This is a genomic window from Botrimarina hoheduenensis, assembly GCF_007859815.1.
Lineage (GTDB): Bacteria > Planctomycetota > Planctomycetia > Pirellulales > Lacipirellulaceae > Botrimarina > Botrimarina hoheduenensis.
Map to the genome: position 1 here is coordinate 25,894 of NZ_SJPH01000005.1, position 16,075 is coordinate 41,968.

13 protein-coding genes are annotated in these 16,075 nt (G+C 62.6%); 6 read left to right on the forward strand and 7 right to left on the reverse strand.

The window, feature by feature from the left end; all coding sequences use genetic code 11:
• Positions 1–34: 34 nt before the first annotated feature.
• The 3 genes from Pla111_RS12170 (at position 35) to Pla111_RS12180 (ending at position 4,791) form a co-directional block, all read left to right on the forward strand.
• Complete coding sequence (locus Pla111_RS12170; RefSeq protein ID WP_146574723.1) at positions 35–961, forward strand: GNAT family N-acetyltransferase; 927 nt, start codon at positions 35–37, stop codon at positions 959–961.
• Positions 962–1,318: 357 nt separating this feature from the next.
• A complete protein-coding gene (locus Pla111_RS12175; RefSeq protein ID WP_146574724.1) occupies positions 1,319–2,686 on the forward strand; it encodes a DnaA ATPase domain-containing protein in 1,368 nt (455 codons plus the stop codon).
• A gap of 293 nt (positions 2,687–2,979) precedes the next feature.
• Positions 2,980–4,791 carry a trypsin-like peptidase domain-containing protein gene (locus tag Pla111_RS12180; RefSeq protein ID WP_146574725.1) on the forward strand — a complete coding sequence of 604 codons (1,812 nt, stop codon included), beginning with the start codon at positions 2,980–2,982 and terminating at the stop codon, positions 4,789–4,791.
• On the opposite strand, the gene Pla111_RS12185 is transcribed toward Pla111_RS12180, so the two are convergent.
• From Pla111_RS12185 to Pla111_RS12195, 3 genes are all read right to left on the reverse strand, one after another.
• Positions 4,730–5,626, reverse strand: coding sequence for a zinc-dependent metalloprotease family protein (locus Pla111_RS12185; protein ID WP_197524994.1), 897 nt, complete (start codon positions 5,624–5,626; stop codon positions 4,730–4,732). The two genes, Pla111_RS12180 and Pla111_RS12185, sit on opposite strands and share 62 nt — an antisense overlap.
• A gap of 246 nt (positions 5,627–5,872) precedes the next feature.
• Entirely contained in the window at positions 5,873–7,030 is a 1,158-nt protein-coding gene (locus Pla111_RS12190) for a S1C family serine protease (protein WP_197524995.1), read from the reverse strand.
• 158 nt (positions 7,031–7,188) lie between these two features.
• Positions 7,189–7,632, reverse strand: coding sequence for a TraR/DksA family transcriptional regulator (locus Pla111_RS12195; protein ID WP_146574728.1), 444 nt, complete (start codon positions 7,630–7,632; stop codon positions 7,189–7,191).
• 538 nt (positions 7,633–8,170) lie between these two features.
• Between Pla111_RS12195 and Pla111_RS12200 the strand changes: the two genes are divergently transcribed.
• On the forward strand, positions 8,171–10,828 hold the full coding sequence (locus tag Pla111_RS12200; protein WP_146574729.1) for an FHA domain-containing protein: 2,658 nt from the start codon (positions 8,171–8,173) through the stop codon (positions 10,826–10,828).
• A 107-nt stretch (positions 10,829–10,935) separates the two neighbouring features.
• Here the strand turns inward: Pla111_RS12200 and queF are convergent, their stop codons facing one another.
• Positions 10,936–11,301 carry a preQ(1) synthase gene (gene queF, locus Pla111_RS12205; RefSeq protein WP_391581025.1) on the reverse strand — a complete coding sequence of 122 codons (366 nt, stop codon included), beginning with the start codon at positions 11,299–11,301 and terminating at the stop codon, positions 10,936–10,938.
• Between the two features lie 179 nt (positions 11,302–11,480).
• On the opposite strand from queF, the gene queC reads away from it, so the two are divergent.
• Positions 11,481–12,209, forward strand: coding sequence for a 7-cyano-7-deazaguanine synthase QueC (gene queC, locus Pla111_RS12210; protein WP_146574731.1), 729 nt, complete (start codon positions 11,481–11,483; stop codon positions 12,207–12,209).
• Between the two features lie 36 nt (positions 12,210–12,245).
• Complete coding sequence (locus Pla111_RS12215; RefSeq protein WP_146574732.1) at positions 12,246–12,932, forward strand: 7-carboxy-7-deazaguanine synthase QueE; 687 nt, start codon at positions 12,246–12,248, stop codon at positions 12,930–12,932.
• Positions 12,933–13,056: 124 nt separating this feature from the next.
• Here Pla111_RS12215 and Pla111_RS12220 read toward each other — a convergent pair whose 3' ends face one another.
• The 3 genes from Pla111_RS12220 to Pla111_RS12230 all read right to left on the reverse strand — a co-directional run bounded on the left by Pla111_RS12220 (position 13,057) and on the right by Pla111_RS12230 (position 16,003).
• Positions 13,057–13,365 carry a hypothetical protein gene (locus Pla111_RS12220; RefSeq protein WP_146574733.1) on the reverse strand — a complete coding sequence of 103 codons (309 nt, stop codon included), beginning with the start codon at positions 13,363–13,365 and terminating at the stop codon, positions 13,057–13,059.
• A gap of 156 nt (positions 13,366–13,521) precedes the next feature.
• Positions 13,522–14,508, reverse strand: a complete 987-nt coding sequence (locus Pla111_RS12225) for an SUMF1/EgtB/PvdO family nonheme iron enzyme (protein WP_146574845.1) — start codon at positions 14,506–14,508, stop codon at positions 13,522–13,524.
• A gap of 340 nt (positions 14,509–14,848) precedes the next feature.
• The gene (locus tag Pla111_RS12230) at positions 14,849–16,003 is read right to left on the reverse strand and encodes a hypothetical protein (protein ID WP_146574734.1); all 1,155 of its coding nucleotides are present in this window, start codon (positions 16,001–16,003) and stop codon (positions 14,849–14,851) included.
• Positions 16,004–16,075 lie beyond the last annotated feature (72 nt).

Consider the following 16,075-nt stretch of genomic DNA (forward strand, 5'->3'; position numbering starts at 1 on the left):
TCGCGACGAGGAGCGGGTTGGTTAGCTTAGCACCATGGCGTCTCCCGATTTTGACTTCGACACCGCCACACATGCCGAGCGGCATGCGGCGCTCGCGCTGGTGCTGTGCGAGGTAGCACCGGCAGCGCGAGGCTCGCTGGTCGAAGCGGTCGCTGCGCAGCCGATCGAAAAATTGGGGGCGCTCGAAGGTCTCATCGTCGCGCGACGCCAAGGAAAAGTCGTAGCCGCCGCTTGGGCGCAGCCCCAGGTTGGCAACGCCGTGACCATGTGGCTGCCTGAAGCGATTGATCAGCACGCCGAGAATGCGGGCCCCGGGCTGTTACAGGCGGCCGTAGCAAGAGCAGATTCGGCTGGAGTCGCGACCTGCCAAGCGGTTGTTGAGAACGCAAACGACCCACGCATCGCCGCACTAGAGAGCGCCGGCTTTGAAGCAATCGCGGAGCTGACTTATCTGAGTCGCACCATCACCACGCCGCCGGCACGGAACGTGGCACCCGGCATGAGCTTCGCCGTGGTCGATAAAAGCGGCCTTCTCAACCTAGTGCCCCTCATTCGCGCAACCTACCAAGGCAGCCTTGATTGTCCGGAGCTCGGCGAACGCCGCAGTATCGCTGACACGCTCCAGGGTTATGCGGCGATCGGCACATCCGGGACGAAGGGCTGGCGGACCGTGGCGCTGGACTCCCTGGTTGAAGGCGTGCTGTTCGTCGCGCTGCATCATGACAACGAGCAGGCGGAGCTTGTCTATATGGGACTGACGCCCAAGGCCCGGAGAAGGGGATGGGGACGGCCGATCGTTGAAGAAGCCCTACATATCGCGGCCGGATGGGGCGCTGAACGCCTCATCACCGCGGCCGACGTACGGAACACTCCGGCTTTGCGCGTTTACGAGCAAGCGGGCTTCGAGCCCTGGTGTCAGCGGCACGCGTACCTGCGTTTTCGACCCCAGCCAGCTGTTTGAAAGCAGCCCCCCGTGCGTTGGTCGATGTGTTGATAACTGTTGAATCGCGCTTTTATGTCGGGCTTTGCAGGTCGTCCGGCGCGACACCTAGGCGGATTTCCCCGCCGACCAAAAAGAGCCGTTTGACACCCGTGCTAGCACTCGTAGAATCGGCCTCCCACGGCAACAGCAGGCACCGCGATCTCCTCGGGGTACCACTTTGACTCATTGCCGAGCACGATAGGATGCGTCGTGGCGTTCCGCAGGGAACAGCCACTCGATCGCCACCGCAGGCACGCCCATGACGGGCCGACGCGTGGTTTTGTTGGTCGATAACGCCTCTGAATCACGTGCGTTCGACCGACACAGGACGTGAGCATGGAAGCAACCCCTCCCGCCGGCGTATTTCGGCAGCAACTCTGTCAAGCGGTGGGTGAAGAGCGCTACAGCGTGTGGTTCGACGACGCGGTCGAGGTCCACGCTGAAGGCACGCAACTCCGTTTAACCGCTCCCACAGTTTTCCATCGCGAGCGCTTACGAACTCAGTTTCGCGAAGCCATCTCCGCAGCGGCCGCAAAGGCCTGTGGCACGGCTTGCAAGGTTGAGTATCTGGTCGCGGCGGAAGTGGAGGGGGCGCAGGTCGTTGACAAGCCACGCTCACGATCCAAGCGGACGATACGCGAAGCCTCGGCTAAGCCGCGTGTGACACCGGTGGCGGTCGATCCCTTGGCCGGTTGGGTCGAGACCCCCTCCGCCGCCGAAGCCGTTACGGCCTGTCGGGGGGTCGTCAGCGGCCGTCTGACGGCGAGCCCGCTGCTGCTGTGGGGTGCCCCCGGAGTTGGCAAGACGCACTTGCTCCGCGCAGTGGCCGACGGTGTTCGGCAGCGAGATCGTTCGCGGCGTGTCTTGATCGTGACGGCCGAACAATTTGTGGTGGGATTTGTCGCCGCGCTACGCGGGAGCGGACTGCCCAACTTCCGCGCGAAGCACCGCGAGATTGACTTGCTGCTGCTGGACAATGCACACCAACTCGTTGGCAAAGAACGGACGACCGAAGAATTTCTGCACACGATCGATGCCTTGGTCGCCCGTGGCGGCCAAGTCGTGATGACCAGCGACCGCAGCCCGTCTGAGCTGGCTCAGCTGGGACCGGAACTCGCCTCACGCCTCGCCGGGGGCGTCACCGCCCCGCTGCGTATGCCCGACTCCGCCGGACGTGTCGGCCTCGTCCAGCAAGCGGCAGCAGAGCGCGGGATCGAACTCTCGCCGCTCGCCTGCCAGACTCTAGCGGCAACGCTCCAGGGAGGCGCCCGCGAGGTTGCCGGTGCCATGAACCGCATTGCGTTATTGCATGAAACCTTTCAGTCACCGCTCGACGACGATCTGATGCGGCGCGTCGCCCGCGAGATCAATCAACTCTCGGCTCCACGAGTCGGCATTGATCAGATTGAGATGGCGGTGTGCGAGGTATTCGGCGTGGGCACCAAAGAACTCCGCTCTGACAAGCGGACCAAAGCGGTCTCAGAACCCCGTATGCTGGCCATGTGGCTGGCCCGAAAGCTCACCGGCAGCGCCTGGAGCGAGATCGGCGATCACTTCGGCCGGCGCAGCCACTCAACGGTCATCGCCGCTCATCATCGTGTCGAGCGTCTGCTGGCTTCCGATAATCCGCCCCGTCTGGCCGGCCAAGCGGGAGATCTGCACGAAGCCATCCGCCGCGTGGAATCGACGCTCCGGCTAGCCTGAGCCATCCCACATCCAGCTGCTCAGCGAGCGGCCTCGTCTGACGGAGGGGCAGCGCTTCGTTACCTTCGTAGCGATCATCCGCCAAAAAATTACTGTATCTACCGCATCTTTGGGCTGAACTGGCCGGGGTAATTTGACCCCGCGCGGGACCGCTGGCTAAGCTAGCCGCAGCAAGCTGCCGAAGGAATTTGCGCCCTTGTCACCTCGATCCCCCGTGGGCATCGGCTCCGACAAGTCAGACCTCGGCGTAACCCTCGACGGAACACCGCCTGTCAGCTCGGAACGTGATTTCGATGCGAAGTATTCTGTGCGCTACCTCGCAGTGCCTAGCTTCTCGGGCGATCGGCTCAAACAAGCGGTGCAGCTTACTTGCTCCTGCGGTCCGAACAGCATTCGCTGCGGTCATCAGTTTCTTACTGTTACTCAGCACACTTGCCGGGGAGGCAGCGGAGCTCAGATTCTGGACCTCGCACGATCGCAAGCACACGACCGTTGCCGAGTTTGTGAAACTCGAGCAAGACGTTGTGATCCTCAAGAAGGCGTCGGGCAAAACAATCCGGGTACCGCTCAGCAGCCTGTGCAACGAAGACCAGCGCTACGTTCGTGCAGCAGCGACGGGCGATCCCCCGCTCGTGCGGCCGTTCGACGCCGATCCCGCTGAAGACCTCCCCGAGGATGGCAAGAAAATCGCCTTGGTCGCAACAGCGCGCGAGGTCGAAGCCCAGGCTCAGGCAACGTCAACCGCGTCAGAGGGTTTGCTGGTCTACCAGTTTCATCTCTCGGGAAACAAACTCCCCCCCAGCGAGCGAGTCCAGGTCCGCGCGCGGCTGCCCGAATGGCAACGCATGGCCTCAAAGAAACTGGTACGCATTGGTAACAAATGGATGACCGAAGCCGAGGCCGAAGCGACCCGTGAGTTAGCCGTCGATAAGATCAAAGAAGGCGTCGAGATGCTTCGCCTGGGCAACGGCCCCCTAGCGGAGCGCGCTCTGAACGAAGCCAGCCGGATCGACCCCGATAGCGGCGCTGCCGAATTCTTGAAGGGTTTGGTGTATGGACTTATCGTCGATGACGATTTGCAAGCATCCCGCTGCTTTGCCGAGTGCGTCAAACGCGAGCCCGGCAACGTTGCTGCCCTTAACAACTTGGCGATCAGCCAAGTCTTTTCCCGCAAGTTCGACGACGCGGTCGATAACTGGGTTCTGGCGGCAGACCTCTCACCGGATACCGAAGAGATCGCTCACAATCTCGGCTGCTTGATCGCGGTCTCAGGTCGTCGGGGGGTGAGAGTTTCGTCTCGGCAGATAAACAAAGCCACTTCGACCTACCGGTACCTGATCACCGAGCACGAACACGATCGCCCGACAGCGTTCGAAATGCACTATCTGCCCCCCAGCGGGCGGAACTATCTGGGCTTTCGCCGCGCAGACGGCGAGCAAAACGGCGATCTGATCGCGGTAGCATCGGGCAGCGGCTTTGTGATCGCCCCTGGCCTGATCGTAACGAACGATCACGTGGTCAAGGATTCGGACAGCCTGTTGGTGCTCGATCCGCTGAACAGCAAGAACCGTCTGATGGCGACCACCCTCGCCAGAGACACGGCACTGGACCTCGCGCTAGTGCGTTGTGAGGATCTGAACGCGCCGGCCGCACCGATTTCAACCCTGCTGCCTCGCCGCGGGTCGGACGTGATGGTGCTTGGGTTCCCTTTGGGCTTGCAGTTGGGATCGGCCCTCAAAGCGACGCGGGGCAGCATGGTGGCGCTGCCCGACGCCTCAAACGACGGACTCTGCCTGTACGACGCCCTGACCAACCCCGGCAACAGCGGCGGGCCCCTGTGCGACCAATCTGGGCGCGTCGTTGGTGTGGTGCGAATCATCACGGGCGACGCCGGTGGCGTTTATGGCGGAGCCATCCCGATGGCCGCGGCGTGGTCGTTCCTCCGGCAGCACGCCCCCGACCTCGACACCAATCCCGAGCCCGGCGAGATACTCAGTTGGCCCGATGTCGATGCGCGGATGGCCCCCTCGACGGTCTTGATCCTCAACCGACAGCGTCAGCAGCGGCGGGGTGCCGGCGAATTCCAGCGCGGCTTTGGCGGCTAATGCCTACCAAGGCCATCACACAAGCGAGTGCACACGCTGCGGGCTCCGGCACCGCGGTAGAACGCACGTCACCATAGTTGGAAGCCCATTCGTCGTACGAACCGATCTCCGCCGGCGTGCCTAGCCCATCTCGCCAGACCGTGTAGTCGGCGACGCCCACCAAGTTGTCGCCGTTGTAATCCCCCGGCAGCGGCGGGGGCAGGTTGAAGACGAACCGGCTCGACAGCGCCGTCGCGATTTGCGAACTCGACAGTTGTTCCGTCGAGCCACCGGGGCTCATCAGGTTGGCCAAACTGTTAGCGGTATGCTGGAGGCCCAAGTTGTGGCCAATCTCGTGCGCCATCACCGATGCGATGACGTCACGGCCGTTGTTGTAAGTGAGCAGTGTGTCTCCTGCGTAGCCCGTGATGCCATTGCCACCGAGGCTCGCGAGCCCGGCCGAACTTAGGTTCCCGAGCGGTGCAAAACCGGGCACAACATCGACCATGATCATGTTGAGGGTGTTCGCGTTGGTAGAAGTCAGTCCCGCGGCTGCGGCACCATTGCGGATCAGATTGAAGTCCGACTGCGGACGCGTTCCTGAACCGTTATTGCCACGCAGCGCGAACGCGCTGTTGTAGATCGGAGTTTCGGTATCGAACTCGATATCGATACCCGCCTGGGCCCAGATCCTGTCGATCTGATCTTCGATGTAGGCCTTCGTGGAGCCGCTACCAAAAGCGTTCGCCACATTCGTCCCGTTGTCTTCCGCTGCGCGGATCAACCGGACCCGAACGACCTTGGTGATTGGCAGAGCCGAATTCACAATCACCGCCGCCGTAGCGCATGAAGTCATTGCTACGGCTAAAAAACAAAACGCTGTGCACCGCGACATGAAGAGCATTGCTGACCTCTTCCGGGGGAAGAATGAAACCCGGTCGGACGGGGTTCCGGACCCGTCCGCGATCAACTTTGGTAACACACTCGCCCGATCACGATCAAGCGAAAGTCAGCAAGCCGAACCGATTCTTTTTGGCGAATGACGGTTAGCCGCGTGAAAAAGCGTGGGGAGCACAGGCTCTGCTATCGACCTGCGAACGATTCAGCGCTCGCCATCGACGGCTTGACGTCCGACATCAACATAGGTCCTTAGCACGTCGCCCCCGCGAAACAGTTCGAGTTCAACGCGACGACCGGCGCTCGTCAGCTTTACGAGCGTAATGAGATGGTCGCTGTTCTCGATGGGAACGCCGTCAAAACGCAGAATGACGTCGTTGGGAAGCAACGCAGCGGTCGCCGCCGGCGAGCCCGGCTCAACCCCCTTAACCTTCGCACCAGAGAAACGCGCCAGACCGATCTCGCGGGCTATGGCTTCATTAAATTGCCCATCGAGCTGAACGCCCAGGAACCCCCGGGAGACCTCGCCACCGGTGATCAGTTGTCGTGCAACACTCACGGCGATATTGATCGGGATCGAGAAGCCGATGCCCTCGTTGCCACCGCTGCTGCTCGCGATGGCAGTGTTCAGACCGATCACCTGCCCGCGCAAGTTTACAAGCGGCCCCCCCGAGTTGCCGGGGTTGATCGCCGCGTCGGTCTGGAGGAAGTTCTGCCACGGAACCTCGCTGCGACCCAGATCCAGGTTGTGACGGCCCTTCGCGCTGAGGATGCCGCGTGTGACGCTCTGACTCAAGCCAAAGGGGCTGCCAAATGCGAGAACATGCTCACCGATCTCGAGCGTATCGCTATCGCCCAACAGAGCAGGGGGGGCATCGGGTGAGTTGATCGCCATGACCGCGATATCGGTCTCACGGTCCGACCAGATACGCGTCGGATTGATTGTCTGCCCACCGTCGAACTGGATCCGGATCCGCGGTGCCGAGGAGTTACGGATCACATGGTGGTTGGTCAGCACAAAGGCCTCGCCACCGAAGCGGACCACAATGCCCGACCCAGCCTCCTGCTCTTGGCGAAAAGGCTGATCTTGTGCGGGGCTAGCTTCAATATGGACGACGCTCGGCGCTACAAGCCTTGCGACACGCTTAATGACGCCGAGTTGCGGCTCGAGCGCCTCAACATCGCGGGCCAGCTCTTGAAACTCGACTGCTCGTTCGGCGTCGCGACGCCGTGCGGCTTCGTCGGCCGACTCGGTCGGCACCTGCCGCAGCGTCGTATAGGGCACCTTCGTGCCGTTACTGAACAGACTTTGCGAGCTCGCAATCGTCCCCCCCAACAGCGCGCACTGTAAACAGACGAGCAACGTCAGGCGTTCAAATCGAGGGACAAACCTGCGCATCGCAAGACAGATAGCGTGTGGAGCGGGATTGGTGCCACGGTTGCCTAACGGTAGCCGCGGGGCGTCATGTCGACGCCAATAGTCTAGCCGCTTCCCGGTGCCCGGCAGACTTTATCCCCCGGTTACTGAAGCTCCAAGTCGGAAACACGGATCTCGGTTTCGGAATAACCGGTATCGACCACCCGGCCCCAATCTTCTCCGCCCGACTCTTCGATCGTGCCGTTCTCAACACCTTGCTGGCACTCGATGCACATGGTGGCATACGGCAGGGCTTTGATCCGCAGCAGCGGAATCTTGCCCTCGCAAAGCTCGCAATGGCCGTAAACGCCATCACGAATGCGCTCGATCGCTTTTTCGATGCTGGCCAGCTCGCGTGACTCAACCTCGGCCAAACGCGAGCTGATTTCGCCGTGAGCGGAGTCAAGTGCGCAGTCGAGAATGTCGCTGCCCCCTTGCTCACGCAGCTGTTCGAGCAAACTGAGGTCTCCCGCCAGCGCTCGCCTGAGGGCGTCACGACGACGAACAAGCAGTTCTTTGATCTGAATAATCGAGTCTTTGCGTGCCATGAGAAGAGTGCCTCGATAGGGCCGGCTCGTAGGGTCGTCGCACGCCGTGCAAACCCCCTTATCGAAACCGACCGGTGTCTGTTCCTGGTGAGCGGGCCGAACCTCGGCGACGAAATTCGTCGGTCCGAACTCGGGCCTCCCCGCTTGGCACCCCCCCCGTCTGTGGGGCAGGGGATAGCGCCTTATCGCAAACATAGTACGCGGGAGGCGGTCAGGAGGTCGGTGAATTCCTGTCAGGTTTGCTACAGAACGCCCATCCGCCCGCCGAGGAGCCGGGGACAAGCCCGCAAATCGTTTTACAACAACGGTTTACGCCGCACGGCGACGGGCCTTAACCGCCTAATCGGCGCATCCGGAACCGAACTTCCGACCACCCGAACAGAGTCACGCGTTGCTTTTTGCCCCCCTGCTGTCCGCAAGCTACATGACGGTGGACCGTTTTTCGTTGGGTGGGCGTCTTCCGCGAGGATGCCCTACCGAACACCTAGAGCGGCCCCCATCACATCACGCGGCCCCTGCTACCTAACGACGCGACCGAATGAGCATTGCCCTGACCGATCTCGCCGACCCGCTGACTGCTCTCGAGCCGATCGGTTACGTCCTGCGCGACGCCAACCAACTCGGCTTGGCTGAGGGTGCGACCATTGGCGCAACGCCGCTCACGATCGGTGCCGGACCGCGTTGTACGCTGCGTTTGCCTGGTGCGGGACTGCGGCCGTTGCATTGCGTGGTTTCGCTCGAGTCGGGCCGGCTGATGGCACGCCGCTGGGCCAGCAACACCTGGCTCAACGACGAAGAATTCAACGAAGCGGAACTGACCAGCGGCGACCGTCTCCGAATCGGCTCGAACGTCTTCGAGATCGCACGGATCGACGCGCCGGCGAGCGACTTTGCCGCGCGGATCGAAACGCCACCCAGCAGCAGCGACGTGGCCGAACCGAGCCAGATAAATCTTTCTTCCGCTGCGGAGGCTATCCGGACAAAGAGCCCCGAACCAAAAACAGTAGAAGAAAGCGCCTTCGGAAAAGCGCCGGATTCACCGGCTGGCCCCGTCGAGCCGGCCGCGGACGAAGCCGACTCGGCTTGGGATCTAGCTAGCGGCATACCCTCGGCGACTTCTCCGGAGAACAATGAAGACACCGAACAGGATCCGGCCATTCCGGCTCGGCTGCTGCAGCCCTGGTCTCCTAAGCCAAAAGCAATAACGCCCCCCGCTGAAGAGCCCCAGATCGATGCCGATCCGGCTGCCGACTCGTCCGACTCATGGGGCGATCCGCTCGCCGATGCCTCGAGCTGGCTTGCGACCGACAGTCCCGTAGCCGATGACACGACAGACAGCGAAACGGCGGACAACGACACCGATCTGGTTGCCGTAACCGCCGACGCCCCTGAAAGGGACCCGTGGGCCGTGGTTGAGCGCGTGGCTCCGATCAGCTCCGCCATCGAAGCCGCTGAAGTCCTCGCCGAGAATAATTCATCGGACGAAATCGATGTTTTCTCGGCAAAGGCAACGGAAGAATCCGAGACCGAGGAGTTCAACGCCGCTCCTTCCGCCGAAGCAGCGAACGATGCTGAACCACCGAGCGACGAGCCCGTTAACCGTCTGGCCGATCCCGCGACAGACCTCGAAGCGCGCTCCTCTGAATTGCTCGCACGGCGATTAGAGACAACGCGGGGCCGTGCGCGCACTTTACTGGCAACCTTGCGGCGTGAACGCATCACCCTTCTCGACCATGAGAACCAGCGGGCAGCGCTCGCGACCGAACTCGAGCGTCTTGAGCTAGCGCTCACGGCGGCGGATACCCGCGCTGAAGAGGAAGCCGCAGGTCGTTGGGCCGCTGAAACGCACGCCAACGAGTTGGCGGAGCGTGTCACTGAGCTTGAAGCCGCAATCCTTCAGCTTGAACAAACGACGGCGGTTTGCGAACCGCCGTCAGAGCAAGCGGTTAGCGAGGCACCCGCAGAAGCGCCCTGGCTGACAGGTCTTCCCGCAGCTGACGAACGGGTTGATGCCCAAGTGGATACCGCGGAGGAACCGGTATCCCCGGCCGATCCGTGCGTCGCTCAAGAGGAGGAACCTGCCCAAGCCGCCCCCGATTTCGATCCGGATTACACCTCCGACGAGAGCTCCGATTCGCAGGAGCTATGGGCGGTTGAAAAACTCTCCGGCGATGAACCGGGGGAGTCCGTTCGATCCGAGCAACTCTCGGCAAACCACGAAGCGGTTGAGGATCGGCACGAGTTGCCGACAGCTGAGCCCGCTTACGACGAGTCGATGAGCACCGATGACAACGAGGGAGAGAGTTCGGAATCCCTTCGTTCGTCTGCCAGCACTTCGCTTTGGGCCGATGACGAACAGCCGACCCCCGCGAGCGAGGGCCTTTGGTCAGACGTGTCGCCCCAGGAAGAGAACGCTGCTGTAGAGCAGCAAATCGAACCGCCGCTGAGCGACTTGAGGGAAGAATTCAACCAGACCGACGAGCGAGCAGAAGCGGCCCTAAAGCTAGCGGCCGAAGCTCTGAGCGCGGATCCGTTTGCCGCACGTGTGTCCGAAGACGAGTCATCCGAGGCGGTTCGGCAGGAGTCGTTCTACGAGAAGTACTCCCACCTGCTGCCCGCTGACGATAGTGCCTCGCCTGAGGTAGCGGCACCGGTGGCGGCACCGGCTCGGATTGCCCCCCCCTCTGAGCCGACTCCGGTCAACGCGTCAGCGAACTCTGCCGATGACGAGTCGGTCGAAGATTACATGCAGCGCATGATGCAGCGCTTGCGTGGATCCGACGACGCTCCTGTCGCCAAGCCCAAACCCACCTTTTCGACCTCGCAGCAAGCCGAAGAGGAAACTGTCGCGCCGGCGACACCCAAAGAAGACATCAAGCCGATTGCTAACCTCGAAGAGTTGCGCGGGGGTTTAGCCCCGGAGCATGCGACCGACATGGGTGCCCTTCGTCAGCTGGCGAATCAGTCGGCCCGTCAGGCAATCGATGTCGCGAAGACGAACAAGAACAAAGAAAACGCCACCGTCAGACTGATGATCGCCACGGTCTGCCTGGGTGGCGGCGCGATGGCCTGTTTGGCAGCCCCCGATGCTCTGGATTTGCTCTCGCTGACCGGGTACAGCGCAATCCTTGCCGGCGCGTTCTTCGGATACCGAACCCTTAGCGGGATCAAGTCACCCAAATCGTCGCGTTCGTAAGGATTCGCTCCGCGCCGAGAACCAGTACCGAGCCGCCGCGGCGCTTTGGCATCCGATGCGCCGTTCGTTAGAAGTGGCTGGATTGGCTGCCCGGGGCAGCCGATTCGTCACATCGCGGCGTTGTACATCGCGGTCACCGTCTCGGTGATCCCTCCGCGCGCGTTGAAGGAGATCTCGACACGCATCCACTGGGGAGAGACGACCGCCGCAAGGTCGTCGAGGATCGTGTTGGTCACGTGCTCGTAAAAAATCCCCTCGGTGCGGTAAGCCTGGAGATAATACTTCAGGCTCTTCAGCTCGACGCACTTGCCCTTGGGCGTGTAGGTGATTTTCACCACGCCGAAGTCCGGCTGCCCCGTTTTTGGGCACAGCGAGGTGAACTCGGGTTGGACGATCTCGATCTTGTATTCCCGCTGCGGGAACTCGTTCGGAAAGGTTTCAAGCAGGTCGCGTGAGACAGCCATCGGAGCCAAGAGTCTTGCGGGGAAATGTCAGGGGGGTGGTTGAGCAGAGGGGAATGAGTTTGGCATGATGCGGCTCCGCCCGGTAGGGCGTCGCCTCCGCCGCCACATTTGCCGCCGCCGTCCTCCGCGTCGATCGGCACCGGCCCCCCCCTTCGGCCCCCCCCTTCGGCCCCAGCCCCCAGCGCTCGATGCCTCCGCTGCCAGATTCTGCCCGCCGCGCCGTCGTCCTGCTTTCGGGGGGGCTCGATTCGGCGACAACCGCCGCGATCGCGCGTGCCGACGGGTTTGAGGTTTACGCCCTCAGCATCGACTACGGCCAGCGACATCGCTTCGAGCTCGATTCCGCTCAGCGGGTTGCCCAGGCAATCGGGGTCGCTGAGCATCGGATTGTGAAAATCGATCTGGGGCAGTTCGGTGGCAGCGCCCTGACGGCCGACATCGCCGTGCCGCGGGGCCGCTCCGAGGGTCAGATGTCTGCCGAGATCCCTGTCACCTACGTCCCGGCCCGCAATACCGTGATGCTCTCGCTGGCCTTGGGCTACGCCGAGGTGCTGGGCTCGACGGACCTGTTCATTGGGGTCAACGCGGTGGACTACAGCGGGTATCCCGATTGCCGCCCCGAATTTATCGCAGCGTTCACGCGGCTGGCGAATCTGGCGACCAAAGCGGGGGTCGAGGCGGCCGCCGCCGATCCGTCGGGCAATCTCGCCCTGCGGGTGCACGCTCCGCTGATTACCATGACCAAGGCTCAGATCATCCGCCAAGGCGTTCAGTTGGGCGTGGATTATGGGCTCACGCACACCTGCTATGCCCCCAGCGAAACGGGGATTGCTTGCGGCGCGTGCGATGCCTGCCTGCTTCGCCAGAAGGGCTTTGAAGCCGCCGGCCTGGTCGATCCGATTCCTTACCAACAATGATGGTTAGCCGCTCTTTGCGGCGGCGAGTCACTCACGATGAAGATCGCGGAAGTCTACAAGTCGGTTCAAGGCGAAGGGCTGCTCACCGGGGCCGTTAGCGTCTTTGTTCGCGTCAGCGGGTGCAATCTGCGTTGCTGGTTCTGCGACACCCCTTACGCCTCGTGGCACCCCGAGGGGGTCGATCTGACCGTCGATGAGATTATCGCCCAGGTCGAGGAATGGGACTGCCGTCACGTGGTGCTCACCGGTGGCGAGCCGATGCTCTTCGCCGAGCTGATCCCGCTGTGCGAACGGCTCCGCCAAGCGGGTCGGCACGTGACAATCGAGACGGCCGGCACGCTCTATCTGCCGGTGTCGTGCCAGTTGATGTCACTCAGCCCCAAGCTGTCGGGGTCGACCCCCTCGATCGAAGAACACCCGCACTGGTCACGCCGTCACGAGCGCAGCCGGCTACAGACCGATGTGCTCACACGGCTGATTGCCGAACACCCCTACCAGCTCAAATTTGTGATCGACCAGCCGCAAGAGCTGGCCGAAGTCGAGGCGCTGCTGGCGAAGCTCGAGCGGATCGATCCCGAGCGCGTGCTGCTGATGCCGCAGGGGGTGACCCCCGAGCAGCTCGAACAGCGCAGCGCCTGGCTGCGGCCGTACTGCCAGGAGCACGGCTACACCTTCTGCCCCCGGAAGCAGATCGAGTGGTTCGGCGCAACCCGCGGCACTTGAAGCGAGCGCAGCACGCAGCGTTCGGATCGACCTAACAACCGTGCCTGCGATGACTCATCGCGTGATTCGGTGTGGTGACAGGCCTTGCGTTGCTTGCCGCATAAATGCGCTTTTCTATCACCGATCAAACACCAGCTGATTCGGTTTGGGCAGCCTGCACCTCAGGCTTGCGGAGCGTCTCGACCTTGCGGTTGGCGTCGGCCAACAGAGCCGCCTTCGTGGTGCTGTACGACGCCTCGACGAGGATATCCAGCACGCCGATTGCGTGGTCGGCCAGCCGCGTTCCGAAGACGAACCGCTGGCTCTTGGGGAAGCTGTCGACCTTCTCCCATTCACATTTGTGATGCTGATCCAGCGAGTCAGGTCGTACCCCCGAGTCAGCCCGATAGGGACGCGAAACAGAGACAGAGCACCAGCAGGACCGGGGGCTCACGCCCCGGTCCTGCCAGGTCCTTGCGTCTCATCGAGAGACTCCGTCCTCCGAAAAATCTCGCGCGCCCCGATCTCCAGAAACACTGGCGGCGGCAAGAGAAAAGAAGAAAGGGTAAAAGGGTCAAAGCACCAAGGGCCCTTTGCTCGGAAACGCAGCCTAAGCTCTCCTCCGCCCCAACACTCCGGCCGCTGCCAAAGCCCCCATTAGCACCGAACTTGGCTCAGGGACGGTTGCCACGCGAAAACCTACGTCGCTGAACTCGTTCGTGGGGAGGCTGAGGTTCTGGTTGACGGCTCGCAGGATGTCCGAGCTGGTGAACCACGAACCACCCCGCAAGCCGCGGAAAGAAGAACTAAAGACCGCCTCGTTCCACTCAACCACGTTGCCGTTCTGGTCGAACGTGCCGTAGGGACTCGCGCTGGCGAGGCCCGCCGAACCAACCGTCGTCACGTTGCCGTCCTGGCCGTTCCAGTCAGCGCCGCGATTGTAGTTCACCACTCCCGCACCGGGGTTGCTGATGTCGCCCACGCTGTCGGCCGTGGCGATCGTCGGCACGCTGTCGCTGCCGGTCGCGTAGTCGAAGTAAACGCCCGCCGTGCCGGCCGAGGCGTCGTGGTAAGCGGCCTTATACCACTCGTCTTCGCTGGGGATCCAAAACTTGGCGCTCGTCGAGCGGACCTCGTCCGAGCCGCTACCGATGGTGTACGCCCCCGTCTCCGTGTCGCCGCTGCCCTGCCCGTTGTTGAGCCAGTTGGTGAACCGCATTGCGTCGAAGAACGACACGTAGTTCACCGGCTTGTCGGCCATATTGGGCTTCGTGGCGTAGGTGTAGCTCCCTGGCACGCCGCTGCGGCTGATTCCGCCGCGGGAGCTACCGCCCATGCTCGTGTTGTAGAGCGTGGGGTCGGCGCCGCCGAAGCTGTCGGTCGCGGCGACCGCGTTGAGGAACTCTGTGTACTGGGTATTGGTGACTTCGGTCGTGCTGATCGCGTAGTTGTAAGAGACCGCGCCGAAGCCAGTCTGAGGGTCGGCCGCGTTGCCAGCGTTGCCGACCGGCGCAAAGTCGAACGAGACCGTGCCGGCCGCAGCGGGCAGGGCCGCTACGGCGGACAGCAACAGCGTGGGGATCAAGGTGCGGATCATAATCAGCGATTCCTAGTTGTCGTGAAGGGCATGGGGACTCACAAAGCACGCCGTGATAAGCGATATACGAAAAAAGCCGCCACGAATCATGCACGACCGCAACCGGGGGGCTGCGAGGTGCTTTGATTCGTGGCGGCTTGGACGTTAGCTCTGACTCGGGGATTTTTTCGTTCCGGATAAGCGCCCAGTATAACCACGCCCCCCCCCCCCCGTGGCTAGCGCCCGAAGAAAAACGGCGTGAAAAATGCGTAAAGGCGGGGCGGAAGCCGCGNCGGGTGTCTCATTCGCAGCGGCTTTGCACTGCGTCGAATCCGCCGAGGTCTTTTCCACCGCAGTAGCTTCAGCTCGGTTGCGCCGGCTCGGCTTTCAGCGCTTTAGCGGGTTGAGTCGCGGCGGGGGTCGGTCCGCCTTTGGGCGCGAACACGAGCACCATCGCGGCTCCGGCAATCACCAGGATCAGCCCGGCGAGGAACATCGGGTGCACCTCGTTGAGCTGCCCCTGCAGGATGATGGTCGCAAAGGTGTTCACCACCGGTGCCCCGCCAAAAACGAGCGGCATCACATAGATCGGACGCCCGCCGAAGTTGAACGCCATGATGATGCCCAAGGCACCGATCGCCCCCGCGGCACCCGCCGCAAGGCTCCAGGCCGTGCCGACGAAGTTCCACTCGCTGGCCTCGGGGAGCGTGGTCCGCAGCAACGCCCACGGCACCACGACGGCGATCGCGAAGTAGGCCAGCCCGACGCACAGCAGCGGCCTCAAGCGGCTCTGCTGCATGGCGGCTTGGCCCTGGTGGAGCACGGGGCCGTAGGCTCCCCAGCAGCCGATCACCGTCGCGATCGAGAGCAATTGCAACAAGAACCGACCGCCGAAGAGGCTTGCCTGTTGAACTTCCTGTACCACTTCGGCTTCGATCGTGGGGGTCGCGAGCGCCGCCTGGGCGGGGGCTTGGTCGTTGGCGACCGATTGGTCGTTAGCGACCGAGCTGACCGTCGCCTCGGCGAGGGACTTCTTCGGCGGGGCCGGCTTAAAGAGCAGCACCGTCACGGCACCGAGCACCACCATGACAAGCCCCGCCAAGAAAAGGGGTCCCACCTCTTTGACTTTCTTGGACCAATAGATCGTCAAGAACGAATTCACGACGGGAGCACCACCAAAGACCAGCGGCATGACGAACGAGGGTCGGCCCCCGAAAGTGAATGCCATGATGATGCCCAGCGCACCGATCGCCCCAAACGCACCGGCCAACAGGCTCATGCCGATGCCGCGGAAGGTCCAGGTGCCCTTTTCGCCGCGCGTGGCCAGCAGCACCGCGGGGGCGATCACGCCGATCGCAAAGTAAGCGAGCCCGACGCACACAAAAGGCCTTAGCCGGGCGTAAACGCCGGGCTCGGTGGACATGATCCGCTGGCCTTCGTGCAGCGTTACGCCGTACAGCCCCCACGCTAGAATGGTGACTCCAAACGAGGCGATAATGAGCAGCAGTCCACGCATGAGAGAGCAGGCCGGGCGGGGGAGAGGTTCGATACAACGGGCGACGGATGCCGCCCCACAACTGCAATCAGC